The 26,233-nt window shown below is 70.7% G+C and carries 27 protein-coding genes; 16 read left to right on the top strand and 11 right to left on the bottom strand.

Going from position 1 to position 26,233, the window contains the following annotated elements:
• The first annotated feature begins 246 nt into the window (after positions 1 to 246).
• From AB0M95_RS24825 to thpR, 3 genes are read left to right on the top strand one after another with little or no spacing between them, the layout of a single operon-like run.
• Positions 247 to 708 carry a MarR family transcriptional regulator gene (locus tag AB0M95_RS24825; RefSeq protein ID WP_358526798.1) on the top strand — a complete coding sequence of 154 codons (462 nt, stop codon included), beginning with the start codon at positions 247 to 249 and terminating at the stop codon, positions 706 to 708.
• Positions 705 to 2,078, top strand: a complete 1,374-nt coding sequence (locus AB0M95_RS24820) for an MFS transporter (protein WP_363768941.1) — start codon at positions 705 to 707, stop codon at positions 2,076 to 2,078. The genes AB0M95_RS24825 and AB0M95_RS24820 overlap by 4 nt, the downstream gene beginning before the upstream one ends.
• Positions 2,029 to 2,595, top strand: coding sequence for an RNA 2',3'-cyclic phosphodiesterase (gene thpR / locus AB0M95_RS24815; RefSeq protein ID WP_363768938.1), 567 nt, complete (start codon positions 2,029 to 2,031; stop codon positions 2,593 to 2,595). The genes AB0M95_RS24820 and thpR overlap by 50 nt, the downstream gene beginning before the upstream one ends.
• A gap of 222 nt (positions 2,596 to 2,817) precedes the next feature.
• On the opposite strand, the gene AB0M95_RS24810 is transcribed toward thpR, so the two are convergent.
• Entirely contained in the window at positions 2,818 to 3,789 is a 972-nt protein-coding gene (locus tag AB0M95_RS24810) for an aldo/keto reductase (RefSeq protein WP_363768935.1), read from the bottom strand.
• A gap of 23 nt (positions 3,790 to 3,812) precedes the next feature.
• On the opposite strand from AB0M95_RS24810, the gene AB0M95_RS24805 reads away from it, so the two are divergent.
• Both AB0M95_RS24805 and AB0M95_RS24800 read left to right on the top strand, forming a co-directional pair.
• Positions 3,813 to 3,971, top strand: coding sequence for a hypothetical protein (locus tag AB0M95_RS24805; RefSeq protein WP_363768932.1), 159 nt, complete (start codon positions 3,813 to 3,815; stop codon positions 3,969 to 3,971).
• A gap of 7 nt (positions 3,972 to 3,978) precedes the next feature.
• Positions 3,979 to 5,070: a hypothetical protein gene (locus AB0M95_RS24800; RefSeq protein WP_363768929.1), complete on the top strand. Its 1,092-nt coding sequence runs from the start codon at positions 3,979 to 3,981 to the stop codon at positions 5,068 to 5,070.
• Positions 5,071 to 5,424: 354 nt separating this feature from the next.
• On the opposite strand, the gene AB0M95_RS24795 is transcribed toward AB0M95_RS24800, so the two are convergent.
• On the bottom strand, positions 5,425 to 6,651 hold the full coding sequence (locus AB0M95_RS24795) for a hypothetical protein (RefSeq protein WP_363768926.1): 1,227 nt from the start codon (positions 6,649 to 6,651) through the stop codon (positions 5,425 to 5,427).
• A gap of 157 nt (positions 6,652 to 6,808) precedes the next feature.
• The gene (locus AB0M95_RS24790; protein WP_363768923.1) at positions 6,809 to 7,201 is read right to left on the bottom strand and encodes a hypothetical protein; all 393 of its coding nucleotides are present in this window, start codon (positions 7,199 to 7,201) and stop codon (positions 6,809 to 6,811) included.
• 133 nt (positions 7,202 to 7,334) lie between these two features.
• Between AB0M95_RS24790 and lhgO the strand changes: the two genes are divergently transcribed.
• The 9 genes from lhgO to AB0M95_RS24745 all read left to right on the top strand — a co-directional run bounded on the left by lhgO (position 7,335) and on the right by AB0M95_RS24745 (position 14,743).
• The gene (gene lhgO / locus AB0M95_RS24785; protein ID WP_363768920.1) at positions 7,335 to 8,519 is read left to right on the top strand and encodes an L-2-hydroxyglutarate oxidase; all 1,185 of its coding nucleotides are present in this window, start codon (positions 7,335 to 7,337) and stop codon (positions 8,517 to 8,519) included.
• A 23-nt stretch (positions 8,520 to 8,542) separates the two neighbouring features.
• Positions 8,543 to 9,244 carry a response regulator transcription factor gene (locus tag AB0M95_RS24780; RefSeq protein WP_358526780.1) on the top strand — a complete coding sequence of 234 codons (702 nt, stop codon included), beginning with the start codon at positions 8,543 to 8,545 and terminating at the stop codon, positions 9,242 to 9,244.
• A complete protein-coding gene (locus tag AB0M95_RS24775) occupies positions 9,241 to 10,866 on the top strand; it encodes a HAMP domain-containing sensor histidine kinase (protein WP_363768916.1) in 1,626 nt (541 codons plus the stop codon). The genes AB0M95_RS24780 and AB0M95_RS24775 overlap by 4 nt, the downstream gene beginning before the upstream one ends.
• Before the next feature lie 43 nt (positions 10,867 to 10,909).
• On the top strand, positions 10,910 to 11,221 hold the full coding sequence (locus AB0M95_RS24770) for a type II toxin-antitoxin system RelE/ParE family toxin (protein ID WP_363768913.1): 312 nt from the start codon (positions 10,910 to 10,912) through the stop codon (positions 11,219 to 11,221).
• Between the two features lie 5 nt (positions 11,222 to 11,226).
• The gene (locus AB0M95_RS24765; protein WP_363769105.1) at positions 11,227 to 11,526 is read left to right on the top strand and encodes a helix-turn-helix transcriptional regulator; all 300 of its coding nucleotides are present in this window, start codon (positions 11,227 to 11,229) and stop codon (positions 11,524 to 11,526) included.
• Between the two features lie 298 nt (positions 11,527 to 11,824).
• Entirely contained in the window at positions 11,825 to 12,796 is a 972-nt protein-coding gene (locus AB0M95_RS24760; protein WP_363768911.1) for a DUF418 domain-containing protein, read from the top strand.
• 102 nt (positions 12,797 to 12,898) lie between these two features.
• Entirely contained in the window at positions 12,899 to 13,123 is a 225-nt protein-coding gene (locus AB0M95_RS24755) for a hypothetical protein (protein WP_363768908.1), read from the top strand.
• A gap of 31 nt (positions 13,124 to 13,154) precedes the next feature.
• Positions 13,155 to 13,475, top strand: coding sequence for a hypothetical protein (locus AB0M95_RS24750; protein WP_363768905.1), 321 nt, complete (start codon positions 13,155 to 13,157; stop codon positions 13,473 to 13,475).
• Between the two features lie 590 nt (positions 13,476 to 14,065).
• Positions 14,066 to 14,743 carry an AAA family ATPase gene (locus AB0M95_RS24745; RefSeq protein WP_363768902.1) on the top strand — a complete coding sequence of 226 codons (678 nt, stop codon included), beginning with the start codon at positions 14,066 to 14,068 and terminating at the stop codon, positions 14,741 to 14,743.
• Positions 14,744 to 15,107: 364 nt separating this feature from the next.
• Here the strand turns inward: AB0M95_RS24745 and AB0M95_RS24740 are convergent, their stop codons facing one another.
• The gene (locus tag AB0M95_RS24740; RefSeq protein WP_363768899.1) at positions 15,108 to 15,932 is read right to left on the bottom strand and encodes an FCD domain-containing protein; all 825 of its coding nucleotides are present in this window, start codon (positions 15,930 to 15,932) and stop codon (positions 15,108 to 15,110) included.
• A 381-nt stretch (positions 15,933 to 16,313) separates the two neighbouring features.
• Here AB0M95_RS24740 and AB0M95_RS24735 point away from each other — a divergent pair, with 381 nt between their 5' ends.
• Positions 16,314 to 17,084: a GntR family transcriptional regulator gene (locus tag AB0M95_RS24735; protein WP_363768896.1), complete on the top strand. Its 771-nt coding sequence runs from the start codon at positions 16,314 to 16,316 to the stop codon at positions 17,082 to 17,084.
• Between the two features lie 47 nt (positions 17,085 to 17,131).
• Here AB0M95_RS24735 and AB0M95_RS24730 read toward each other — a convergent pair whose 3' ends face one another.
• From AB0M95_RS24730 to AB0M95_RS24700, 7 genes are all read right to left on the bottom strand, one after another.
• Entirely contained in the window at positions 17,132 to 18,406 is a 1,275-nt protein-coding gene (locus AB0M95_RS24730) for an Nramp family divalent metal transporter (protein ID WP_363768893.1), read from the bottom strand.
• A gap of 64 nt (positions 18,407 to 18,470) precedes the next feature.
• A complete protein-coding gene (locus tag AB0M95_RS24725) occupies positions 18,471 to 19,994 on the bottom strand; it encodes an FAD-dependent monooxygenase (protein ID WP_363768890.1) in 1,524 nt (507 codons plus the stop codon).
• Positions 19,994 to 21,637 carry a bifunctional 3-(3-hydroxy-phenyl)propionate/3-hydroxycinnamic acid hydroxylase gene (locus tag AB0M95_RS24720; protein WP_363768887.1) on the bottom strand — a complete coding sequence of 548 codons (1,644 nt, stop codon included), beginning with the start codon at positions 21,635 to 21,637 and terminating at the stop codon, positions 19,994 to 19,996. Before AB0M95_RS24720 ends, AB0M95_RS24725 begins: the two co-directional genes overlap by 1 nt.
• A 58-nt stretch (positions 21,638 to 21,695) precedes the next feature.
• Positions 21,696 to 22,616, bottom strand: coding sequence for a VOC family protein (locus AB0M95_RS24715; RefSeq protein WP_358526757.1), 921 nt, complete (start codon positions 22,614 to 22,616; stop codon positions 21,696 to 21,698).
• Between the two features lie 56 nt (positions 22,617 to 22,672).
• Positions 22,673 to 23,686: an amidohydrolase family protein gene (locus AB0M95_RS24710; protein ID WP_363768884.1), complete on the bottom strand. Its 1,014-nt coding sequence runs from the start codon at positions 23,684 to 23,686 to the stop codon at positions 22,673 to 22,675.
• A complete protein-coding gene (locus AB0M95_RS24705; protein ID WP_363768881.1) occupies positions 23,683 to 24,612 on the bottom strand; it encodes an MBL fold metallo-hydrolase in 930 nt (309 codons plus the stop codon). The genes AB0M95_RS24710 and AB0M95_RS24705 overlap by 4 nt, the downstream gene beginning before the upstream one ends.
• Positions 24,609 to 24,842, bottom strand: a complete 234-nt coding sequence (locus AB0M95_RS24700; RefSeq protein WP_363768878.1) for a hypothetical protein — start codon at positions 24,840 to 24,842, stop codon at positions 24,609 to 24,611. Before AB0M95_RS24700 ends, AB0M95_RS24705 begins: the two co-directional genes overlap by 4 nt.
• A gap of 294 nt (positions 24,843 to 25,136) precedes the next feature.
• Here AB0M95_RS24700 and AB0M95_RS24695 point away from each other — a divergent pair, with 294 nt between their 5' ends.
• On the top strand, positions 25,137 to 26,060 hold the full coding sequence (locus AB0M95_RS24695; RefSeq protein WP_363768875.1) for a VOC family protein: 924 nt from the start codon (positions 25,137 to 25,139) through the stop codon (positions 26,058 to 26,060).
• Positions 26,061 to 26,233 lie beyond the last annotated feature (173 nt).

Raw genomic sequence — 26,233 nt, 5'->3', positions numbered from 1 at the left:
GGCCGTCCGTGCTGGGCCGTCCGTGCTGGGCCGTCCGTGCTGGGCCGTCCGTGCTGGGCCGTCCGTGCTGGGCCGTCCGTGCTGGGCCGTCCGTGCGGGCCCGGTTGCGGAGTGCGCCCCACTGTGGCAAGACGTAGCAAATGATCTCCGCCTCCGGCATTTTCGGCGTTTCGGACATCCGTCACGTTCGTGGGGGTCGTGTGGGAATCCCGACACGGGGTATATAGTTAGCAAAGGTAATGAGTTATGACGAACACCACCACAAGGACGGGACGCCTACCGGGCCCACGCAGCGACGCCGAGCTGGCCTCAGCGCTGCGCGTGTCGCTGGCGCGCCTGACCAGACGGCTGCGGCGACAGGCCGGAGCCAACACCCTGACCCCCACCCAGCTCGCGACTCTCGCCGCCGTCGAGCGGCACTCCGCTATAACGCCTGGCGAGCTCGCCGAGCTGGAGAAGATGCAACCCCCTTCGATGACGCGGGTGATCGCCGCCCTGGAGGAACGAGAGCTGCTCGCCCGCACCCCACACCCGACCGACCGGCGGCAGGTGACCGTCAGCGTGACCGAGGCCGGCCGGGGGCTGCTGAAGGAGGAACGCCGACGGAAAGAGGCGTGGCTTGCCAAGCGGCTGGAGGAGCTGACGCCCGAGGAGCGGGCGACGCTGCGGGCCGCGGCGCCGATCCTGGAGAAGCTCTCGCAGATGTGACCCGTTCCCAGGCCGTGGAAGACGCCCGGACAGCGGTGGGGGAGGTGCGGGAATCCGAGCCGCGGGCGATCCAGGCCGAGGAGACGCGCGGCGCCGAACCGCTTCCGCGCTCGCGCGGCGGGATGTTCCGGTCCCTGCGCAACTACAACTACCGTCTGTTCGTGTCCGGCAGCGTCGTGTCGAACGTCGGCACGTGGATGCAGCGCACCGCCCAGGACTGGCTGGTCCTGGAGCTCACCCACGGCAGCTCGGCGGCCCTCGGCGTCACCACGGCCCTGCAGTTCCTCCCGGTCGTCCTGTTCGGCCTTTGGGGTGGCATGCTGGCCGACCGGTACTCCAAGCGCCCGCTGCTCATGGCCGCCCAGTCGCTGCTCGGGCTGCTCGCGCTGGCGATGGGCCTGCTGGCGATCACCGGGCACGCGCAGACCTGGCACGTGTACGTGATGGCGTTCATGCTGGGGCTCGTCTCGTGCGTCGAGGTGCCCACCCGGCAGTCGTTCGTCGTCGAGATGGTCGGCCGGCGCGACCTGGCCAACGCGATCGCCCTCAACAGCTCGACCTTCAACCTCGCGCGGGTCGTCGGACCGGCGCTCGCCGGTGTGCTGATCTACGCGCTGGGCGGGACCGGGCCGATCTTCCTGCTGAACGCGGTGTCGTTCGCCGCCGTGATCACCGGCCTGCTGCTCATGCGCACCTCCGAACTGCGCACACCCGAACCGGTCGCGCGTGGCAAGGGCCAGCTCCGCGAGGGTCTGCGGTACGTGTGGCGGCGTCCTGAGCTGCTGATGCCGATCCTCCTGGTGGCGTTCGTGGCGATGTTCGCGACGAGCTTCTCGATGAGCATCGCGCTGATGGCCAAGCAGGTCTTCGGCCAGGACGCCTCGTCGTTCGGCGTCGCGTCCAGCGTGTTCGCGGTCGGCGCCCTCGGCGGGGCGCTGCTGGCCGCACGCCGCGCCCGTCCCACGCGGCGGCTGCTGATCGCCGGAGGGGTCGTCTTCGGCCTCGCCCAGATCGCCGCCGGCCTCGCCCCCGTGTACCTGGCGTTCCTGCTTCTGCTGGTCCCGGCCGGCATGGCGCTGATCACGACGAACACCGCCGCGAACTCCTCGGTCCAGCTCGCCGCCTCGCCGGAGATGCGCGGGCGGGTCATGGGAATCTATGTCCTGGTGTTCACCGGTGGCGCTCCCATCGGCGCACCGCTGATCGGCTGGATCGGCGAGTTCGCCGGGCCACGCCTCGGGGTCGTGATCTGCGGGGTGATGTGCCTGGCCGGGGTCGGGCTCGCCATCCTGCTCACCAGGTTCGCCGCGGGAAGGACGCATGGTGCGGTTGTTCGTGGCGTTGTCCCCGCGCCCGGAGGCGCTCGCTGAGGTCTCCGCGGCCGTCGAGCCCCACGTCGAGCAGTGGCCCGGCCTGCGCTGGACGGCCCCGGAGACCTGGCACCTCACGCTGGCCTTCCTCGGTGAGGTCCCCGAGACCGCGCTACGCGGCCTCAGGACGCGGCTCGCCCGCGCGGCGCGCCGGTACCCGCCGATGACCCTGGCCTTCCAGGGCGCGGGCGCGTTCCCGTCCGCCCGCAGGGCCCGCGTCGTCTGGCTCGGGGTCGAGGGCGGGGGCGCGGTGCTCTCACGGCTGGCGGCCTCGGTCGCCGCCGCCGGCCGCCGCGCCGGGGCCGCGTACGAGGAGAAGAAGCCCTACCACCCGCACCTCACGCTCGCGCGGGCCCGTCCCCGGGAGGGGCTGGACGTCACGCCCCTGACGGCCGTGTTGAAGGAGTTCGCGGGCACGTCGTGGCGCGCGGACGCGGTGCACCTCATGCGCAGCCACCCCGGGCCCAAGGTCCGTTACGAGCCCGTCGGGTGCTGGCCACTGGGCGGACACGACTAGGCTCCAATACGTGGACCGTCCCCGTCGCTGGCTGCTGCCGGCAGTGCTCGCGCTGCTCGTGGTCATCGTGGTGATCGGCGCGTTGCTCTCCTGAAGAGCCCGCCTGAGCCGTTCTGTCCCTGCTCTGCCCCTGCCCAGGTCCCCTTGAGCCCCTCTGACGAGTGAGGCCGTGACCCCCGGCGGATCGGGGATCACGGCCTCGACGTTCCGGCGGCTCAGGTGCTACCAGGCGTAGGCCTCGGGGGCGGGGCCGCCCGGGCCGGGGAAGATCTCGTCCAGGCGGGCGAGCGCCTTCTCGTCCAGCTCGATCTCCAGGGCCCGCAGGCTGCCTTCGAGCTGCCCGATCGTGCGCGGGCCGATGATCGGACCGGTGACGGCCTTCTGGGCGAGCAGCCAGGCCAGCGCCACGTTGGCCGGGTCCTCGCCGAGCTCGTCGCAGAACGCCTCGTACCGCTCGACCTTGTCGCGGTGCTTCTCCAGCTCCGTGAGCATCCTCTCGGAGGCCGACCGGCCCTTGTCGATCTTCCGGAGTACGCCGCCCAGCAGGCCGCCGGCCAGAGGGCTCCACGGGATCACGCCGAGCCCGTAGTCCTCACAGGCCGGGAGGACCTCCAGCTCGACCTCGCGGACGAGCAGGTTGTAGTGCGACTGCTCCGAGACCAGGCCGGAGAACGGGCGCCGCGCGGCCGCCTCCTGCGCCTTGGCGATGTGCCACCCGGCGAAGTTGGACGAACCCGCGTAAATGATCTTGCCCTGCTGGCGGAGGACCTCCATCGCCTCCCAGATCTCATCGAACGGGGTGCTCCTGTCGACGTGGTGCATCTGGTACAGGTCGATGTAGTCCGTCTGCAGCCGCTTGAGCGAGGCGTCACACGCCCGGCGGATGTTCAACGCGGACAGGTGCGTCTCGTTGGGCCAGTCGCCCATCGAGCCGTACAGCTTGGTGGCGATGACCGTCTTCTCCCGGCGCCCGCCGCCCTTGGCGAACCACCGTCCGACGATCTGCTCGGTTACTCCCTCACCTTTCTTCCAGCCGTAGACGTTTGCCGTGTCGAAGAAGTTGATGCCCAGGTCGTGAGCGTTGTCCATGATCGCGAACGAGTCCTCTTCCGAGGTCTCGGGCCCGAAGTTCATGGTGCCCAGGCACAGGCGGCTCACGGAGAGACCGGCGCGTCCGAGGTGTGCGTAATCCATGAACCTCACCCTAAGCACCTGGAGTGGACTCCAGCCCAGCGGTGGGGCCGGGAAAGGCGTCGTACGTCAGGAAGACCTGGCGGGCGGCCCGCCGGAGACGGTATCTCGACCAGACCTATCCCAACTCCAGCCCCGACCCGGCGCGGGCGGTCGAGCGCGCCGCGCCTGCTCGCGGGGCATGATGTGCCAATGGGGAGTAGACGGGTGGTCGTGACCGCGGGCGTTCTGGCGGCGCTCGCGTCCGTGCCGGCGGGGGGCGTCGCGGCGGCCTCGGCGTACGCCGTGACGGGCTTGAACGTGAGCACGGACGTGACGGGCGCGGACCGCGCCGCGAAGGCCGGCGACGGCACCGGGCGGCTGCTGTTCCGCTTCAAGGACCCGCGCATCACCGAGTCCAGCGGCCTCGCCGTCTCGCCCACGCACAAGGACGTCTATTACACGCACAACGACAGCGGCGCCGGCCCGCAGTTCTACGCCGTCGGCCCCGACGGCGGCACGCTGGCCACATTCACGATCGCCGGGGCGGGGGCCCGAGACTGGGAGGCGATGGCGGCCTCGGTGGACCCGGCGACCGGGCAGAGCTTCCTGTGGTTCGCCGACATCGGGGACAACCTCAACGGCGGCTGGCCCGACTACTCGATCTACAAGGTGCCCGAGCCGAAGAAGATGGCCGACGCGACCGTCCACGCGACGCGGTACCGCTTCAAGTACAAGGACGGCAACCGCAACGCCGAGGGCATCATGGTGCACCCGAAGACCGGCCGGCTGTACGTCGTCAGCAAGGAGTTCGCCGGGTCGATCTACGCGGCGCCCGAGAAGCTCCGCACGGACAAGGTGAACATCCTGCGCCGCGTGGGCCCGGCGCCGATCATGGCGACGGACGCCGCGTACGCCCCGGACGGGTCGAGCTTCGTGATCCGCACCTATTTCTCCGCCTCGCTCTACCGGGCGCCCGGCGACCTGATCGGCCGCGTCACCATGCCCGCGCTGGACCAGGCCGAGTCGATCACCTACACCCGTGACGGCAGGTTCCTGCTGACCGGCACCGAGGGGAAGTCCAGCCCGGTGTACTCGGTGCCGCTCCCGGCATCGGCTCTGCCCGAGCGGGCGGCGCCCGCGCCCGCCCGTACGAGCGGCGGGACGCCCACGCGCGTGGCGGCGGCGCCGGACGCCTCGGGTGACGGCGACGGCGGAGTCCCGGCCGGGGTCATCGCGCTGTGGCTGGGCGTGGCGCTGGGGGCGACCGGCATCATCGCGGTCCTGGCCCGCCGCGTCGGCTGACCCGGCCCCTGACATGGAAAGAGCGTCTCTGATTGGCTTAGCGATCCTGTGCGTTACACAGAATCAAGGCACAACGAGCTGCCCGGTATTCACCAATCGTCTTCGTGCCCTGGTGCCGGCGACTGAAGCCGCCGGCCCGTTGAGCACGTCCCCCCGGACGCTGACCGGCCAGGCCTGCACAGCCTGACCGGGGAGGGTGCCCGACGTCGCCTGGGCGCCGGGCGTGTTGATAACAGTATGCCACGACACAACTACGATTCGCTAATCGAATCAGAGAGCCTGCCGGGCGGTGGTCCGCCGGCAGGCTCTCGTTCGTCCCGGCCGGGTCTCAGCCGGGTGTGATCCCTATGGGTGTCACCTCGCGGGGCGGGGGGGCAGCGGCGTGGCCGCGTGGGCGGCCTGCGACGCGGGCGCCTGCGGGGAGGCGGACTGCCCGCCCGGCTGAGACGTACCGGACTGGGCCGTACCGGACTGGTTCGTACCCGCAGGCTGCGCCGGGGCCGCCTGCTGCGGCTTCACGGACGGCTGCCACGGGTCGGCCGGCAGCCCCCCGGTGGCGGGCCGCGGCTGCACGGTCGGCTGCCATGGGTTCAGGCCCGGGTTCGCCGGCTGCGGCTTCGTGACCGGCTGTGCCGACGGGTCCTGGATCGTCGGGGTGACCGAGTGCGGTTGCTGGACGATCGGAGGCTGTTCCGGGGCGGCGGGGGTGACCGCCTGCGGCGGTTTCACGGCGGGCTGGACCGGGGTGACCGGCTTGGCCGGGATGGCCGGGTGTGGCGGCTTCACGCCCGGACGGACCGGGGTGGCGGGATGCCGGGGCTTGGCGACGGGGATGTAGGGCGACAGCGGGAGCCCCAGCGCGTCACACGCCTTCGGACCGAACCTCTTCTTCGGGCAGGGCGGCGTGCAGATGACCTCGAACGAGTCGAGGAAGTTGCCGTAGCTCGGCGAGCCCGCGGCCGACGAGACCGACTCGATGGAGATCCGGGTGACCTTCTGGCCCTTGGGTACGCGGTAGATCCCGGCGTAGTGGCCCCATTGGATGCCGCCGTCGGAGATGTCGCCCGAGGTCTGCCCGAGCGGGATCTGGGCGGTCTGCGCGTGCGGCGTGCCGATCTTGACGCGGATGACGTCCTTGTCGTCGGCGCTGGTGCTCCGGGCGCGATGGGCGAGCCGCCACACCAGGATCGTCTTCGGGTGGGTGACGACGTCCTGGTAGAGGGTGGAGACCTGCGTCCCGTTGAGCTCGGCGAACTGCGTACCGGTGTCGGCGGCGACCTCCCCGCCGTTGGCGCCGGCGTTGCCCGGCCCCCAGACCTCGATGGCGCCGTCGGTGGCGGTCGTGTGCCAGGCGGGGATGTCGGTCCTGAGGTTCCCCGCGTGGACGAGCCCGGCGGGCTGCTCGAACCCGCCGTTCCCGGTCACGCAGGCGGTGGAGGCGGGAGGGAACTGGGGCGGGGCCGGGGTGGCCGCGGCGGCGGCGGTTCCGAGCCCTGCGGTGGGGACCGCGACGAGCGAGGCGGCGGCGCCGAGAAGGAGGACACGCTGAGGCAGGGATACCAGAGCATGGGTCTTTATCATGAACTTCCCCTCGTTCGGATGACTGCCCCGACGGGGTCGGGGCGAGCACGCCGCGAACACCAGTACGAATCACGTCGGCGTGCCTGTCGAGGTATGCCCTGCTGAAACGCGGACTCCTGTGACTCAAGTGAGTCTTGGGATCGACACACCCATGGTTTTACCTGGGCGATCTTCTTTGTCCTGAGTCGTCCATGCGGGCGACGAAGGGTTCGCCGCGCAGCGCCTGCTCAACGAGTTCGATCGAGGCGGCGAGCCGTACCAGCCGGGGGCCCTCGCGGCGGTAGGCGGCGAGGACGGCCTCGATGGCGTGCGGCGGCAGGTGCTCCTTGAGGTCGACGGCCGCGGTGCGGTACCCGGCGCGGGCGGCCTCGACGGTGGCGTTCACGTGCTGGCGCGCCATGCGGGCGAGGGCGAGCGGGTGGCGGCGCAGCACTCCGTACGCCCGGTAGTCGGGCGGGACCGCGTCGAGCAGCCAGGCCACCGCCGACGTCTCCCAGTCCGGGCTCCCTGGGGGGAGGACCTCGGGCGGCCACCCGGGTGGAAGGTACACGTCGTGAAGTGTATCGAATGTCCGTTCGAGTCGAGGTATAGGTGTTATGTCGGTTGTGAAGATCCTGGCCTGTTGACCCGGACATTTCGCCCTGCCTGGCGCGTGCTACCCAAACCTAGGAAAATAACGACTTGTGACTGAGCGAATCGGCGTGATCGGCGCGGGCATCCTGGGGCTGGCGGTCGCCCGCGAGCTGGCCGCGCGCGGCGCCACGGTGACCGTCCTGGACAAGGAGGACCGCGTCGCCGCCCACCAGACCGGCCACAACAGCGGCGTCGTCCACGCCGGCATCTACTACGCCCCCGGCTCGCTCAAGGCACGCCTGTGCAGGACCGGCGTCGCGCTGCTGCGCGAGTACTGCGCCGAGCACCACATTCCGTACGAAGAGGTCGGCAAGCTCGTCATCGCCTCGACGGGCGCCGAACGCGCCGGGCTGCGGCGCATCGCCGAACGCGCCCGCGAGAACGGCGTCCCCGGCATCGCCGAACTCGACGCCCTCGGCCTGCGCGAGGTCGAGCCGCACGCGGTCGGAGTCGGCGCCGTCCACTCGCCCCACACGGCCATCGCCGACTTCCCCGCCGTCGCCCGCCGCCTCGCCGAGGACGTCAGGGAGGCGGGCGGCTCCGTCCTCCTCGGCCACCCGGTGCGCGCGATGCGCGAGACCGCCTCCGGGGTACGGGTACACGCGGGCGACGGCCGGTTCGACTTCGACCGCCTCGTCGCGTGCGCCGGCCTCGGATCCGACCGCGTCGCCGCCATGGCCGGACACGCCGGGGACGTCCGGATCATTCCGTTCCGCGGGGAGTACTACAAGCTGACCGGCGGCGCCAAGGACCTCGTCCGCGGCCTCGTCTACCCCGTGCCCGACCCGCGCTACCCCTTCCTCGGCGTGCACCTCACCCGGCGCATCGACGGAGAGGTGCTCGTCGGGCCCAACGCCGTCCTCGCCCTCGCCCGCGAGGGGTACACCTGGCGCGACGTCTCCGTCCGCGATCTGCGCGAGATCCTGCTGTGGCCCGGCATGCGCAGGCTCGCCGCCCGGCACTGGCGGACCGGCGTCACCGAGGTGTACGGCTCGCTGGTCAAGGGCGCGTTCCTCAAGGCCGCCCGCCGCTACGTGCCCACCCTGACGTCGTACGACCTCGTACGGACCAGCGGGGGAGTGCGCGCGCAGGCCGTGGCCAGGGACGGCGGCCTCGTCGACGACTTCGTCGTGGACGTCCACGGACGGGTGGTCCTCGTCCGCAACGCCCCTTCCCCCGGGGCCACGTCCAGCCTCGCGATCGCCCGGCACATCATGTCTTTCATCCGCGCTTAGGCCGGTCACGCCACTATAGGTTCGTGACCGAATCGTCTGAAGCCCGACTACTGATCGTCGAGGACGACCCGAACATCCTCGAACTGCTCGCCGCCAGCCTGCGATTCGCCGGATTCGAGGTCGCCACGGCCGCGAGCGGTACCGACGCGGTCGAGGCCGCCCAGCGCCACCGGCCCGACCTCATGGTCCTCGACGTCATGCTGCCGGACATGGACGGGTTCGACGTCGTCCGACGCCTGCGCGGCGGCGGCGCGCACACGCCGGTCGTCTTCCTCACGGCCAGGGACGCCACCGAGGACAAGATCCGCGGGCTCACCCTCGGCGGGGACGATTACGTCACCAAGCCCTTCAGCCTGGAAGAGGTCATCGCACGCATCCGCGCCGTGCTGCGCCGCACGGCGGGCGACCCGCAGTCGCCCCCGCCCCGGATGACCTTCGCCGACATCGAGCTCGACGAGGAGAGCCACGAGGTCTGGCGGTACGGCAAGGTCATCCCGCTATCGCCGACGGAGTTCAAGCTGCTGCGCTACTTCATGGCGAACGCCGGGCGGGTGCTGTCGAAGGCGCAGATCCTCGACCACGTGTGGGACTACGACTTCCGCGGCGACGCCGGCATCGTCGAATCGTACGTCTCCGTCCTGCGCAGGAAGATCGACAACACCACCCCGCGCCTCATCCACACCCTGCGAGGCGTCGGCTACGTCCTCCGCACCCCACCCCGATGACCCTCGCCACCCAGCCGATGCCCCCGACCTCGTCCCTGTTGGCGCGCACGCCGCTGCGGGTCAAGCTGATCTCCGCCATGCTGGCCCTCGTCGCCATCGCGCTCGCCGGGATCGGCGTGAGCAGCGTGTCCGTCCTGCGCGGCTACCTCGTCGACCGCGTCGACCAGCAGCTCGACACGTGGGCCCACGACGTCGGACGGCGCCTGCAACGCTTCCCCGGGCTCGGCCTCGGCAGCCGGGTGCCGCCGGACGGGCTCATCCAGGTCCGCGACGCCGCCGGACGGGTCGTCGCCGAGGCCGTCGGGCTGGAGGCCGAGACCGTGCCCGAACCCGTACTGCCGTCCCCGTCCCCCGCCTCGGTCGTGGCCGCGCAGACGGTGCCCGCCGCCACGGGAGGGGGAAGCTGGCGCGTCCGGATCGTCCCGATCGAGGGGATCGGAAGCGTCATCATCGCGATCGACCTGAACTCGGTCGATCAGATCACCTCCCGCTTGATCATGAGCGAGCTGCTCGGCGGCGGCGTCGTCATGATCGTGCTCGCCGTCGTCGGCGTGGTGATCGTCCGCAGGAGCCTGCGCCCGCTGGTCGAGATGGAACACACCGCGGCGGCCATCGCGGCAGGCGACCTCGGACGGCGCGTACCCGACCGCGACCCGCGCACCGAGGTCGGCAGCCTGGCCGCGTCCCTGAACGGCATGCTCGCCCAGATCGAGACCGCCTTCCGCGCCCGGGAGATCTCCGAGGCGGCGGCCCGGTCGTCCGAGGAACGCATGCGCCGCTTCGTCGCCGACGCCTCCCACGAACTGCGCACCCCGCTGACCTCGATCCGCGGCTACGCCGAGTTCTACCGGCAGAACCCCGCCGGGGACCCGGCCCGGCTCATGCGCCGCGTGGAGGACGCCGCCGCCCGCATGGGCGTCCTGGTCGAGGACCTGCTGCTCCTGGCCCGCCTCGACCAGCAGCGGCCGCTCACCATGAGTCCGGTCGACCTGCTCGCCCTCGCCGCCGAAGCCGTCCAGGACGCGCGCATCCTCGCCGCCGACCGGGAGGTCGCGCTGGAGGTCGCGGGCGAGGTCGCCCCCATCGTCTCCGGCGACGAGGTACGGCTACGGCAGGTCCTCGGCAACCTGATGACCAACGCGCTCACCCACACGCCGCCGGGTACACCTATCCGCGTACGGGCGGGCGCCGACGGGGTGACCGCCTTCGTCGAAGTGATCGACAAGGGCCCCGGCCTCACCCGCGACCAGGCCGAACGCGTCTTCGAACGCTTCTACCGCGCCGACCCCTCCCGCACCCGCACCGACCCCTCGCGAGCCTCCGCCGGTGGCGATCCGTCCCGGCGCGGTGGGGCCGCTGGTGGCGAGTCGGCGTCAAAAGGCACCGGCCTGGGCCTCGCCATCGTCGCCGGCCTAGTAGCCGCCCACGGCGGCACCGTAACCGTAGAAACAGCCGTAGGCGCTGGCTCCACATTCAGAGTCACCGTCCCCCTGCCTCCAGAGTCCTCCCCTCAGCCTGAGCGCACCGAACCGAACACGTCGGGCGTGCCGCTGCGGTTAGCGGGCGATCACCGGGAGCTCCGGCTCTCCGATCCAACCATCCAGCGCTTGCCTGGCTTATAACGTTCGTGTTATGACTTGCGGACAGGTTGAGCTGGAGTCGGAGGTGGAAGAGTGGTTCGACTCGCTTGGTCAAGCGGATCAGGAGACGGCGGCTTTCTACGTCGACCTACTGGCTGAACGTGGCGTTCTGCTCGATGAGCCATATACCAGGCAGCTCTGTGGCAAGCTTCGCGAACTCCGATTCCATCTTGACCGAGGGGCCGTCCGAATTACCTACTGGATCGCCCCAGGCAGACGGATCATTCTGCTGACGGTGTTCCGCAAGCAGCGGATGCGGGAGTCCGTCGAGATCGATCGGGCGTGGAGGGCCATGCGGCGATGCATCGCAGAGGCGCACACGGCAGACGAGGAGTGAGCGTGATGGGCGAGCGCAGGGCGTGGGCGGACAAGAGGGCGGAGATCATGGGTCGTCCCGGGGCCGGGGCTGCCTACGAAGCGGCACGGATTCGTTTCGAGCTCGGTGAGGCGGTACGCCTTCGCCGTGAAGAACTGGGACTTACGCAGGCGGAACTGGCGCGGCGCACAGGTCTCAAGCAACCGGCGGTGGCACGGTTCGAGGCGGGGGGGACGATGCCCACCATCCCGATGCTCGAGCGCCTTGCCGAGGCACTGGAGATGCGGCTCAGCGTTCAGTTCGAGCCGTACTGCAACGCGGGCTGATGAAATCCGTACCCGGCCCGAGTGGACCCGAGCCGAACAAACCTCCCGCCGACTGACCACGCCACCAATCCCAGTCGTGTCCGTCGTGTGAGCGGATCTTCACACGCGCACGGAACCGGCCGGAAGTACGGCCTGGGGCGTCGCGGACCCTACGTTCGGTCGATTCGGCCTTGGAACCGGGACCGCAGGATGAGGCCTTATGCCTTCTGCAACGCACCCCCCGGCGCCGGAAGCCACGAGACCGGAACAGCCACTCACGACCGCCTCCTCTGGCAGGCCGCGTATCGTCGCGCTCGACGTGCTGCGCGGGTTCGCCCTGTGCGGGATCCTGCTGGCCAACGTCAAGCCGATCGCCCACATGCTCGACACCGGATCGGTCACCCGGCCGGTGGTCACGGCGGCGAGTGAGGATGGCGCCGGGCTGGGGCTGGGCCTGTTCGTCGACCAGCGCATCTTCCCGATCTTCTCGCTGCTGTTCGGCATAGGGTTCTCGCTGCTGCTGAACTCCGTGGAAGGCCGCGTCTCCCGCCCGCGCGTGCTCCTGCTGCGCCGGCTCCTGGTGCTGCTCGCCATGGGCCTGGCGCACATGTTCCTGCTGTGGCGGGGCGACATCCTGACCATCTACGCCGTCGTCGGCCTAGTGGTGCTGCTGCCCTCCACCTGGCTGCCGCGCTGGGCCGTCGCGGGCCTCGCTGCGGTCCTCATCGCGTTACCGCCGATCTTCGGCAGCAACCACGTGGCACTGGTACCCGGGCTGTTCCTGCTGGGCTCGGCGCTGACCCGGTACGGCGTGATCGATCGGATCGACCGTTCCGTCCGTGTTCCAGCCGCGCTGGGCCTGGTTTTCGCGGCGGGGGCGGTGCCCGCAGCCTGGGTGCAGATCGATTCAGGGGCCGCCGGTACGGACGATTTCACCTCCTGGTTCGCCATCGCCGGGTTGCTGATCGCGGGTGCGTACGTGTGCGCCCTGCTGCTCCTGCTCAGAACGCCACTCCGGCCCGTGCTCCAGGGGGTCTTCGCGCCGCTCGGCCGGATGGCGCTGACCAACTACCTGTCGGCCACAGTCCTCGTCCTGGTGACCGCCCGCCTCATCGGCGGCTCACCGGACGGCTGGTCCGACGCGATGGTGCTTCTGATCGCGGCAGCCATCCTCGTCCCCCAATGGCTGGTCTCCACCCTGTGGCTGCGCCGTTACAGCCAGGGCCCCCTGGAATGGCTGTGGCGCTGGGCCACCTGGACCCACCGCCCACCTCTACGCCGCCCCACCTGACCCTTGAGTCCCGGCCCTGAAACCGCTGGCCACGATCACAGGCGTACTGCAGATGGTGAGTGACCGCAGCGGGTCGGTTTCGGTCGACACCTCTCCGTCCCTGTGGGCGCGCAGATCGCGCCGGGCGGCACCCTCACCCTGACCCACCGCACGGCCCAGTGGCCGCTGCTGGTGCGCACCTACACCACCACCTGGGACCTGTCCTCCCTGCTGGCCAACGCCGACATCGTCGGCCAGTCCGGGACCGGCACCATCAACGGCACCACCTTGTCGATCACCTCACCGGGCACCAAGACCGACCCGCCCGCCAAGGTCAGGTACGGGTGAGCGTATTCGGCATATGCGTGAAAAGCGGGGAATGAGTCGCACGGTGCTCGCCGGGCTGCGCCGTTACGGCGAAGCGGTCAGGAGGGCCGAGCCGATCAAGCCAGAGGACATCCCCTCCCGTGAGCGCCAGGGGCGGCTGTTCGGGGAGATCGCGGCAGGCCACCTCCAGCGCCGCGACCTCGAACAGGCGCACCACTTCCTCGTCCGCGCCTGGACCACCTCTCCCGAAGCCACCCCTTTCTCCCCGCTGACGCGCGGCGTCACCGTGGAACTCGTCCGCCGATCGACCGGCACCCTCAAGGCCAAGGCCGTCAAGCTGGCCGAGGACATGGGAGTCTTTCCGGCCGCATGAGCACGGGGACAGGTTGTCCCCAGCGACGCCCTCGCGTCTGCCACGGCGCGCCACCGATCCGGCTCTCCCTGTGGCGGACACGCGGTGTTCTATGCGTGCGAGTCACCGACCATGGCCTGGGACATCCCCACCAGCTCGACCCGGAGCCGGAATCCGTCCATGGGCGCGGACTCGCGATCGTGGCGGCCTTGGCCGGGGAGTTCGGGGTCTTTTCCCTGCCCAACCGCCCCGGGAAGGTCGTGTGGGCCAGGTGGACGGTGAAATCCGGCCCGGCGACGATCCAGGAGCCCCAGCCTCCCGATCCAACGATCCGGCGTTTGCCTCGCCTATAACGTTCATGGGATGAGCCGGATAGGTGAGCGCAGGGCGTGGGCGGACAAGAGGGCGGAGATCACGGGTCGTCCCGGGGCCGAGGCTCCCAGGAACCCTGAGGAGCGCTGCACTTCACTGGCGTAGATCACGCACCGGCATGAACAGGGAGTCCTATGCTGGCATCCGCTAGAGGGGCATCATAGGCTATTTCATGCAGGTTCTGTGTACCAAGCCGTGGATGGCAGGGCGGAGAGCCGTGTCTCGATAGGAGGTCTACGGTGCTGATCCGTTTCCGGCTGGCAAACCATCGTTCCTTCCGTAACGAGCATGAGCTGTCGCTGATCGCAACTGAATTCGATGAGGGCACGGGGCGTAGGACGGGTCTCAAGTACCGGGGACGGGATGTTTCGGTGCAACCCGCACTAGGCGTATTCGGAGCCAACGCGTCGGGGAAGTCCAACCTGCTCAGCGGGTTCCGGCTGATGCGTGACGCGGTGCGTGATTCTTTCGCGGACTGGGCCAAGGCGCCAGGGGTGGTTCCCCGGCAGCCCTTCAAGCTTGATTCCACGTCGTGTGAGGAGACAAGCCTGTTCGAAGTGGACCTTGTACTGGGCCAGGATCCCGTCCGCTACACCTATGGTTTTGAGCTGTCGGACGAGCGGGTGGAGGCGGAGTGGCTGCACGCGTATCCGCACGGCCGCCGGAACGTCTGGTTCGACCGAGAGGCGAACCGCCCGGACTCGGAAGGCGGAGAATTCATCTTCAGGGGAGAGGGATTCAAAGGAGAACGAGAACCCCTGGTAAAGCTGACCCGCCCGAACGCTCTGTTCTTGTCTGTCGCTGCGACTCTCAACGACCCTCAGCTGTCATCGATACACAGATGGTTCCTCAGCAACCTGTGGTTGGAGACACCGGGACGAGATCTCATTGCCCGAATGAACTGGACCAAGCGGTGACAGGACCAGTCGGTGAGAGTATTGCCACTCAGTCCCCCCAAGAATGGGCGGCTCGCTCCGGGCACGCGCCGGACTGCCCAGTTCTCCAGCGTGATCCCTCCACTGACGTATGGCGCCTTCTAGTCAGACTAGGCATCGTTGAACGGGAGCCGGCCGGTAAAGGTGGGTCCACCGAAACGGAAAGAAGCCTCCGCCGCCTCGGGTATTCACCCGGTTCTTCGTCCTGAAGATCGCTGACGCGACGCAGATCATCCAGGAATGCGGGGACCGCGACGCACTGGAGATGCGGATCAGCGTTCAGTTCGAGCCGTACTGCAACGCGGGCTGATGAAGTCCGTACCCGGCATGCCGGTGGCCGGGTCGGTCAGGATGCGCGTCTGGCGCCGACCACGGCGTTGTCGGTGTCGTTGTGCTCTTTGATGACGGCGAGCGCCTCGTCCCTGTCGTGCCGAGCGACCGTTTCGGCGAGCCGCGCGTGCAGCTCGCAGCGGGCTGCCATGTCCCCCCGGGCTTCGGAATCCTCGGGAGCCGTCTCCGGGGCCGCGTCCGCGGGCGCTGCCTCCAGCGTCTGGGACTCCAGGACCTTGATGAGGCTCAGGTAGAACGTGCGCAGGAGCGGGCTGCGGCTGATCTCGGCGATGCGCGCGTGCAGCGACCAGTTGACGCGCGCGAACGTCTCGATGTCCGCGTCCCGGACGGCGGCCTCCATCCGCCGTACGACCGCGCGCAGCTCCTCGACGTCGGACGCGGTCGCATGCGCGACCGCGTCCTCCATGACAAGGGGGTCGAGGGCCTTGCGCAGGCGCAAGGCGTCGGCGACGAACTCCGCCGCGCCCTCGTCCAAGGTCAGCAGGGTACTGCCCAGGCGCATGAGGGGCGACTGCCGACGGGCGAAAAGACCGCCCCCGGGACCGCGCCGGACCGTGACCACGCCGCGGCCCTGGGCGATGCGCAGCGCTTCGTTGAAGGTCCCGACTGAGACACCGAAGTGGGCGCGCAACTCGTCCTTGGTTCCCAGGCGGAGTCCGGGCTCGGCCTGGGCCATGACTTCGAGCGCGTTGGCGACGGCGGCCGGGCGGGTGGGTTGCGCGCCGGCGGGGGCCGGCGTCCCGTCCGCGCGCTGGAATCCGGGGAGCTCGACGTGCCGCTCGTTGTCCGTACCCGCGGACTTCCAGGTCTCTGCTCCCACGGTGCCTCACGATAGATCAGCATGGTGATTTCCGCCAGTACGGCATCAGGCGACGTCTGCCCTGTCGACCAGGTCGCGTAGCCGTTCGTCGGTGGCGTGCTGGTTCCGTGAACCTCGTCCGGTTCTTCCTCGGCTTGACGTGGCCGTACAGCATGTCCTTGCCCGAGTCGTAGGTGGGGAAGGGCCGCCTCCCGGGTTTGGATAGTGTCCAATGATGGTAATTGGATACACTAGGAACTATTGGATGTATGGCCCATGGGGTGTGACGGCATGGAAAACAGCGGGGCGGGGGGCGCCGGCCCCGTGCGCCGGACACACACGACCGTGCGCGCCCGGTGATATACCGTGGTGCGCGAAGTATCCAGTGATGAGAAAGAGCGGATGAGCCACTCACGTCCCGGTCCGACCGACCCCGAACCGACGCAGGAAGCGGGGCGCAAGCGCGACGGCCAGAACGTCGCGGCCGCCCACGACCGGTTGCGGACCGCCATCCTGCACGGCGAGTTGGAAGCCGGGCTGAGCATCTCGCAGGGGGCCCTCGCCGATCGCTTCGACGTCGGGCGCACTCCGCTGCGTGAAGCGCTGCGCCTGCTGCAGCGCGAAGGTCTGGTGGTGGCGAAGCCGAACCATCCGGTCCAGGTTGCGGCGCTGTCGGCCGCGGACTTCGAGCAGCTGTACCTCATGCGCATCTCCCTGGAGGCCACCGCGATCCGTGTCACGGTGCCGCGGCTGACCTCGGACGACTTCGCCGAACTCGAGGCGAGCATGGCGAAGATGGACCACTACGAGCGGGCCGGTGACGCGCTGGGGGTCCGCGCGCCGCACCACGCGATGCACCACGTCCTGGTGGCCGGCGCCGGACCGCGGGTGTGCGCCGAGATAGATCGGCTCGCCGAGCACTGCGAGCGCTACCGGTTGCGGTTCGCCGTGACCGAGCACAGCGACCAGCGCCGGGTGGAGCACCGGGCGATCCTGGACGCGGCCCGCAGCGGCGACCCGGATCTGGCGGTACGTGAGCTCGTCCTGCACTACGCGCGTTCCGCTTCCCTGGTCTTCGACGCGCTGGACCCGCACCGCGACCTGGAGCGGCTGCGCACCTGCGTCCGCGCCCTCGCCCCGGAGGCCGAGCAGGTACTGCGCGCCGGCGCGTGACGCCGCCCAGCCGGCCGGTGACGGTGTGCCGGTGACAGTGCGCACGGTCAGCCCGTGACGGTGTGCACGATCAGGAACGCGTTCATGGCGGTGATCACCGCGGCGATCGCGCCGACGCCGACGACGGCGGCGCCACGGCAGGCGAAGGCGCCCATGACGCGCCGGTCCCGGGCGACCGCGATGAGCGGGACCAGCGCGAAGGGGATGCCGAAGCTCAGGAGGACCTGGCTGGCGTTGAGCACCGAGGTGCTGTCGAGGCCCGCGGCGAGGACGGCCAGCGACGGCAACATGGTGACCAGGCGCCTCAGCGCCAGCGGGACCGTGCGGTCGACGAAGCCGGCCATCACCGCCTGGCCGGAGAAGGTGCCGACCGACGAGGAGGAGATGCCCGAGGCGAGCAGCGTGACGGCGAAGACCGTCGCCGCGGCGCCGCCGATCGACCGGGCGAATCCGGCGTGCGCCTCCTCGAGGGTGGCGACCGCCGCGGCCCCGGAGCCGTGGAAGAGCCCTGCCGCGGTCACCAGCATCGCCAGGTTGACGGCGCCCGCCAGGCCGAGGGCGATGATCACGTCCCAGCGTTCGAAGCGCAGCACCCTGCGCCGGTCGGCGTCGTCGCGGGCGTGCACCCGCCGGGCCGTCATGGCGGAGTGCAGGTAGACGACATGGGGCATGACCGTGGCCCCGACGATGCCGACCACGAGGAACAGTCCGTCTCCCCCGGGTATGGACGGCAGCAGTCCGTGGGCCGCTGCGGCCGGGCTCGGCGCGGCGCCCACCACCTCGTAGACGAATCCGCTGGTCACCACGAGCAGCAGCGCGGCGATCGCCCGCTCGAAGGGCCGGTAGCCCCGCACCTGGAGGGCCAGCACCGCGAACGCGGTGACCGCGGTGATCAGCCCGGCCACCACCATCGGCACCCCGAAGAGCAGGTTCAGGCCGACCGCGGCGCCGATGAACTCGGCCAGGTCCGTGGCCATCGCGACCGCTTCCGCCTGCGCCCACAGCGCCCAGCGCACCGGCGCGCGGTAGCGGTCGCGGCACAGTTCGGGCAGCGACCTCCCGGTGACGACGCCGACCTTCGCCGACAGGAACTGCACCGGCATCGCCATGAGGTTGGCGAGCACCACCACCCACACCAACTGGTAGCCGAACTCCGCGCCGGCGGTGATGTTGGTCGAGAAGTTCCCCGGATCCACGTAGGCGACGGCCGCGACGAAGGCCGGGCCGAGCATCGCGACGGCGCCGCGCACCCGGCCGCGCCCGAGCAAAGCGGGGAGCGCGACCGCCTGCGGGGCCGGGCGCTGTTCGGTGCCGGTGGTCATGGCGCCGGCCGTTCGGGCCGGTCGGCGCCGAGTCCGCTCGGCCGGGCGGTACGCCCACGGCCGTTCACCGGGCGTGCGCCAGCCACCGCTGGATCTCCGCCCTGACGTCGGCCTCCTGCTCGCCGCCCGTCCAGGCCCGGGCGACGTACGCGTCGGGACGCACCAGGACGGTGGTCGCCGTACGCAGGTCCTCCGGCAGCCGCACCGGCACACCGCTGACCACGTCGACCGGTGCGGCGGCGTACGCCAGGCCGCGCAGCCGCTCGTCCCCGGTGAGGTCGAGCACCAGCATGTGCTGGCCGCGCAACAGGGCCCCGACGGTGGCGGTGCCGCCGGGCAGCCGCAGCTCCAGGTCGGGCATCCGCCGGCCCGCCAAGGGCCCGGCGTCGGGCGCGGTCGGGTAGGCCAGGGCCAGGCCGTTCAGCTCCAGCGCCAGCCGCCGGTTGACCTCGGGGACGGGCATGACGACCGACTCGAACCAGCGCTTGAACACCACCGCCTGCGGCGAGAACGCGAACTGCACAGCGCACTGCGCGGCCACGCTGCGCAGCAGCTCCTCGGCCACCGGCCGCCGTTCGGCGTCGTAGCTGTCCAGCAGGGAGGGGTCGGCGTGGCCGTTGACGACGGCGGCGAGCTTCCAGCCCAGGTTGAATCCGTCCTGGATGCAGAAGTTCATGCCGACGCCGCTGGCCGGGTAGTGGATGCGGCTGCTCTCGCCGACCAGCAGGACGCGGCCCTGCGCGAAGCGTTCGGCGATGCGCGTGGCGTCGCTGAACCGCGAGGCCCAGTGCAGCGACGCGAAGTCGAGGTCGGTCTCCAGGATCTCCCGCAGACAGGTGCGGACCTCCTCCACCGTGACCGGCTCGGCGGGGTCGGCGTGCATGCGGTCGGCGTGCACCAGGTTGAAGCGGGTGACGCCTTCCCCGAACGGGAAGGACGCCAGCCAGCCGCGGTCGTTGTCGACGATCCGGCGGCCCTCGGCCCACGGGTTGTCGATACGGACGTCCGCGACGATGCCGGTGAAGGTCGCCGGGTGGCCGGTGCTCGCGATGCCCGCCTGCTCGCGCACGACGCTGCGGCCGCCGTCGCACCCCACCGCGTAGGCGGCCCGTACGCTGCGGCGCACACCCTCGGCGTCGACCGCGGTGACCTCCACGCCGGTGTCGTCCTGCCGGACGGTCTCGACGGTCATGCCGCGGCGGATGGTGACGCCGCACTCCAAGGCCCGCTTGATCAGCACCTCTTCGGTGATGTTCTGCGGCAGGACGAGCCGGTAGCCGAAGCGGGAGTCCAGGTGGCGCCACTCGACCGGCTTCATGCCGGCCCACATGTGGGTGCGGAACAGCGGGTTGGGCAGGATCTCGTGGGCCCGCGCGATGATCTCGTCGGCCCAGCCGCGCGCGTCCAGCAGTTCCAGCACGCGCGGCAGAATCGTGCCCGCCCTGGACTGCACGACGCCGGTGCGGCGCTCGAAGACCACGACGTCCACGCCGGCCTGGGCGAGTTCGGCCGCGACGACCAGTCCCGACGGGCCGCCGCCGACGACGATGACGCCGTGTTCCGTGGCGCCCTGCGAATTCCTGTCCATCACTTTCTTCCCTGCGTCGAGTACGCCTGCCTCTGCGCGGGCGCGGGTGAGTCCGGACCGGCGGCGTCCGCCGGTTGCGGCGGCAGCATCGCCGCGAGGCGTTCGAGCAGGGCCGGTACGTCCTCGGCGCGGCGGGCGCTGCCGAAGACGTAGAAGTCCGGCCGGTAGACGATCGCCGCGACGTCCTCGGCCTCGAAGTACGAGGCGTAGCCGCCGTCGACGTCCGCAGCCTCGTCGACGACGACGGCGCGCAGGCCGAGCCGGTCGAGCCGGTCCCGCACGCGGTCGTCGGCGGCGCCGGGGACCGGGCGGGTGCTGAGCAGGATCCAGCCGCGGCCCGCGAGGTCGTCGAAGAGCCCGGTGCGCCCGCCCTGGCGGATACGGCTCTGCGGCGCCAGCCGTCCCGACACCGGGTCGTCCCCGCCCGTGAGCAGCCCGGCGGTGAGCGCGGGGAACGGGTCCAGCGGCGGGACGGTGCCGGTGCGGAACGCCTCGTCGCGGGCGGCGGCGACCTCGAGGTCGAAGGTGCAGGAGACCTGCCCGGCCGCGATGGACATGCGGACCAGCGTCTCGGCGTGCGGGGCGCGTTCGGTCTCGTAGCCGTCCAGCAGCTCGTCCTCCATGCGGCCGGTCAGCACCAGGTCCAGCCGCCAGGCGAGGTTCATCGCGTCGCGGATGCCGGTGCACATGCCCTGCCCCATGAACGGCGGCATGAGGTGGGCGGCGTCACCGACCAGGAAGGCGCGGCCGGAGCGCCAGCGCTGCGCGATGGACGAGCCGAAGGTGTAGACGGCCCGCCGCTCGATCCGCGCGTTCGCCGGAGTCACCTCGTAGCGGGCCATCAGCTCCCAGGCGGTCTTCTCCTCCGCCAGCCGCGCGGGGTCCTCGCCGGGGATGGCCGCGAACTCGAACCGCCGGTGCTCCTTGCCGAGTTGGAACAGGCAGTGCGGGCGCGCCGGGTCACAGACCTGGCCGTTGTCGAAGTCGAACGACATCGGGCCGGTCGGCACCAGGTCCACCACCAGCCACGTCGAGCGGAACCCGAGGTCGTGCCAGGCGATGCCCAGCCGCGTGCGCACCGAGCTGTTCGCGCCGTCGGCCGCGACCAGGTAGCGGGCCCTGACCGTGTGCGGCCGGTCGGCGTGGACGCGCGTGCCGGCCGCGTCGTACTCGACCCTGCGTACGGTGACCTCGACGCCTTCGGCGTCCTGCCGGACGTCGGACGCCTCCCAGCCCTGGTGCACCGTCACCGACGGGCACGCCCGCACCGCCGCGTCGAGGGCGTCCTCCACGCGGGGCTGGTAGACGATGTAGTCGCTGCGCCAGCCGGAGATGCCCTGCGCGCTGTAGTCGAACGCCATCAGGGTCTCGCCTTCGGCGTTGCGGAACACGTACCGGTCGGCGAGGTGGGCGTCGCGCTCGACCGCCTCGGCCGCGCCGATCGACTGGAAGATCCGCATGATCTCGTGGTCGACGTGTCCGGCCCTGGCCAGCCCGTACAGGCTCGGCCATCGTTCGAAGACCGCCACGCGGTGGCCCCTGCCGCCGAGTAGGGCGGCCGTCGCCTGCCCGACGGGGCCGTAGCCGATGACGACCACGTCGACCGTCTCGTCCCCGCCGTACTCGTCGTAGTCGTCGTGCATGACGCTCCCTTGCCGCGGGCCTTCAGTGGTCTCAGTGGTCTCAATGGTCTTAGTGGGCTCAGTGGTCGATCTGGCCGTCATGGATCGGGCCCCAGCTGTTGATGGTGGCGAGGTCCACCTCCCACGTCTTGGGGTACTGCGGGTGGTCCTCGTGCCAGGGGCGCGGCTCGAAGTAGCCGTTGGCCTCGTTGCTGATGGTGTCGAGCTGGGTGAACAGCTCGATGTTGTTGCCGTCGGGGTCCCGGTGGTAGGTGAAGATGTTGTGGCCGGGTCCGTGCCGGCCCGGCCCCCACTCCAGCCGGGTGCTGCGGGTGGCCAGGTGGTCCAGCAGGGTCTGGAGATGGTTGAGGTCGCGGGTCTCGAACGCGACGTGGTGCATGCCGGTGAACTTCTTCGACGCCATGAAGTTCGCGGCGTGGTGGTCGGAGTTGCACCGCAGGAACACGAAGAAGTCGCCGACGGTGTCCGACCAGCGGAAGCCGAGCAGGTCCTGGTAGAAGTCCTGGAGCGGGCCGAGTTCGGGGGTGAAGGCGGCGACGTGGCCGAGCTTGGTCGGCCGCAGCGTCTCCTGGCCGTCCACGCCGCTGCCGGACTGGGCGTCGTAGAGGTGGATCGGGGTGCCGGTCAGCGGCTCCTCCACGACGAGCACCGTCGGCGTGGCCGGCGCGATGTCGGTGCGCCGCTCCACCGGGTAGCCGGCCTCGCGCAGCCGACGGGCCGCCGCGTCGAGGTCCTCGGCGACCTGGAAGCCGACGAAGCTGCGGGACTGCTTCTCCGGCGCCTGCTCCAGGACCACGCAGTGGTGGTCGAAGGACGTGGTGAGGAACGCCCGCCGGGTGTCGCGCTCCACGAGCACGAAGTCCAGGGTCTTGGTGTAGTGCTCCACCAGCCGGTCCAGATCCGGCGTCCGGAAGCCGACGTAGCCGACCTTCGACACGTTGACCACCGGCGGGGTCGTGCGTGCGGGTTGCTGGGGCATGGCTGTTGCTCCTTGTGGTCCTTGGTCCTTGGTCCGGTTGGTCCGGTTGATCTGGTTCAGCCGGTTCGGCCGGCGAGTGGTGCGCGGCGGATGCCCGCGCACAGCCGCTCCCAGGTGCCCGACGCGAACTGCTCGCGGTCGGCCGCGGTCAGGTCCGCCTGCTCCAGGAAGGCGCGGGCGCCGCCGGCCGGCGCGAACTCGAAGGGGTAGTCGGTGGCGAACAGCAGCCGGTCGGTGCCGACGATGTCGGCGGCCCAGCCCAGGTACCGGCGGCTGAACATGCCGCTGGGGGTGAGGTAGAGGTTGGTGCGGAAGTAGTCGAGCAGCGGGCGGTCCAGGCGCGCGAGGCCAGGGATCTTCGCGATCCGTTCCAGATAGAAGAGCACCACTTCGCCCCAGTGTCCGACGACCACCTGGAGCTCCGGGTAGCGGTCGAAGACGCCGCCGATGATGAGCCGCAGCAACTGCACGCCGGTGTCGTAGTGCCAGCCGATGCCGAAGGTGGACAGCGCCGCCGTCGTCAGCTCGTCCGCCGTGCGGTAGTAGGCGGCGCGGACCTCGGGCGGGGGCGACTGCGGGTGCAGGTAGAGCGGGGCACGCAGTTCCTGCGCGGCTTCGAGGATCGGCGAGAAGACCGGGTCGTCGAGGTGGCGCTCCCGGGTACGGCCGAACACCATCGCGCCGTTGAGCCCGAGCCGGGTCACCGCACGCACCAACTCCTCGGCGGCGGCGTCCGGTTGCGGCGTGGCCAGTGCGGCGAATCCCTGGTAGCGGTCGGGATGGGCCCGCACCGCCTCCGCCAGTTCGTCGTTGACCGCGCTCTGCAGCGCGACGGCGTCGGCAGGCGCCAGGTTCTGCAGACCGGGCGTGGTCAGCGACAGGACCTGGGTGTCGATGCCGGTCTCGTCCATCGCTTCGAACCGCGACGCGCCCAGGTCCGCCAGCAGCCGGGCGGGCTCGCCCTGGGTGGCCGGCCGCAGCGCCAGATCCCTCCAGTGCGGATCGAGCCGGAGCCAGGCGTCGATCACCTCGCCGGTCACGAAGTGCTCTTCCAGGCCGATGATCTTCACTGCCGCACCGCCTCGTTCCTGTCCTGGTGGTAGTAGGCGAAGGCCGCGTAGCGGATCCAGCGCGGCACCTCCCAACCGGGCCAGCGGGCAAGGGCGTTCCGCTCGATCGCGGCGGCGGCGTCGTCGAACGGCACCCCGCGGGCGCGCGAGTCCGCGGTCTGCTCGCGCACATGGGCGAGGTACGCGCGCACCTCGCGGATCTGCCGGGTGTCGGTGACCTCGCCGTGGCCGGGCACCACCACGTCGGCGTCGAGCGCGATCAGCTCGTCCAGCGCCTCGATCCAGCGGTCGCCGTCGAAGTGCGTGTCGAACGGCGGGAAGTACGGCAGGATCGGGAACATCCGGGACTGGAGCAGGTCGCCGGCGAACAGCACCCGCCCGTCGACGAGGACGGTCTGGTCGTCCGCGGTGTGCGCCGGGCCCCAGTGGCGCAGGACGGCCCGCATCCCGCCGAGGTCGATCTCGCACCGGTCGTGGTACGTCAGGTCGGGCTCGACCAGTTCCATGCCGTCGAGTCGGCCGGCCACCGCGCCGCCCATGCCGCGGAAGGTCGCGAGGTAGGCGGTCGCGTGGTGGCGCGAGCGGTCGCGCTGAGCCGCGCTGTAGACGATCGTGGCGTGGCCCTTGAACGCCTGCGCGCCGAAGCCGTGCCCGGGGTCGAGCTGGGTGATGGCGAGGTACAGCGGCAGGCCGCCGGCCAGCCGCCGGGCCGTGTCCCGGACATGGGCGCCGTTGCCCGGTCCCACGCCGGTGTCGATCACCAGCGCGGCGCGGTCGCCGACCACGATCCCGATGTTCGGGACGAGCGGCACGCGCCGGTCGGGTATGACGTACACCCGGTCCGCCACCTCCACCGGGTCGCCCTGCACGACGGGCGCCGCGTACCGGGTCGCTTCCGGCGGCTGGGGCGTCTCCTGAGCGTTCATCGGGCGGCGAGGAGGGTCTTGACGCCGGTGGCGATCCGCCACGGCTCCTCCCACTGGTCCCAGTCCGGGTGGCGGCTCAGGACCTGAGGGATGAGGGCGCCGGCGACCGCGACCTTGCCCTCGGCGGCGGGACGACCACCCACCACCGGCGGGCCGGCCTCCGCGGTCGGCTCGTCCGGAACCGTTGCCGTCCCGCCCTCGGGCAGCCGGTCGGGTATCTGGTCGGACATCTGCGGACCTCCAGGGCTAGTTCCCAGCCAGAGATTGGATATATTAATCACCGCTGGATACACTAGCAAGTGAGGCTCGACAGGTCAGCCGGGTCCGTCATTCACCATGATGAATACGATCGCGGCGCTTGACACCCCCTTCGGCGAAATTCACCATGCTGTTTTATTGGGGCGGCTGGGCCGGGCGATCGCCCGGCCCCTGCGTGCGGTGGCGCGGGCTCCGGCCGGGGGAGTGCGCCTCGGGCGGCGGGCCGACGACCGGCGGACCCCGATCTACTGCGAAAGGAGCCGGCCATGGCTCTCCACCAGCTGTCCTCGGTCACCATCGGGGTCCCCGACCCGCGTGCGACCAGCGCCTACTACACCGAGTTCGGCCTCAGCCCCGGGCAGGACGGCTGGCTGGCCACCCGCGATGGCGGAGACCAACTGCGCGTGGTGGCCGCGCCCACGCGGCGTCTGATCGAGATCGTCGTCGGCGCGGACGACCCCGACGACCTGGACCGCGTGGCGAGCCGGCTGCACAGGCTCGGCCTGCCGACGACCCGCACCGCCGACGCGCTCATCGCCTACGAACCGGTCGCCGGGTTCCGCGCGGTCGTGCGGGTGGCACGGCGGCCGGCCCAGCCCGAGACGCCGCCCACCCCGTACAACGGGCCGGGCCGCATCGAGCGGCACGGCACCCGGGCCCCCGGCGTGCTGCGGACGGACCCGGTGCGGCCGCGCAAACTCGGGCACGCGGTGGTGGGATCGACGGACCTCAACGTCACCCGGACCTTCTTCACCGACGGCCTCGGCTTCAAGCTCTCCGACGAGATCAAGGGCGAGGGCGCCTTCCTGCGCTGCTCGACCGACCACCACAACCTGCTGGTGCTGCGCGCCCCGGTGAACTTCCTCCACCACACCTCGTGGCAGGTCGACGACATCGACGACGTCGGCCGGGGCGCGACCGCGATGCTCGACGGCAACCCCGAGCGCCATGTGTGGGGCCTCGGCCGCCACCACGCCGGCTCGAACTTCTTCTGGTACCTCAAAGACCCCGCGGGCAACTTCTCCGAGTACTACTCCGACATGGACTGCATCCTCGAGGACCAGCTGTGGAAGCCGGAGGCGTTCGAAGGCGCCCAGGGTCTCTTCAACTGGGGGCCGCCACCGCCGCCGTCCTTCCTGCGCCCCGACGACCTGGCCGCCCTCATGACCGGCGCGCACCAGCCCGGCTGACATGTCCCGGCCGCGACCGGACCGAGAACGCGGATTTCAATGACTGGACCCGGCGAAGCGGTCAGGAGGGTGGTGGGGGGCCGGGCCGGGGCGGGGCCGCCCGCAGAGGCGGGGGGCGTATAACATATAAAAGGCGCCCACGAAAGGTCGGAGTGGGTGGTGGGTTGGGGGGC

The organism is Sphaerisporangium sp. NPDC051017, assembly GCF_040683095.1.
In the GTDB taxonomy this organism is placed as follows: domain Bacteria; phylum Actinomycetota; class Actinomycetes; order Streptosporangiales; family Streptosporangiaceae; genus Sphaerisporangium.
This window is presented reverse-complemented; position numbering and strand designations above follow the sequence as displayed.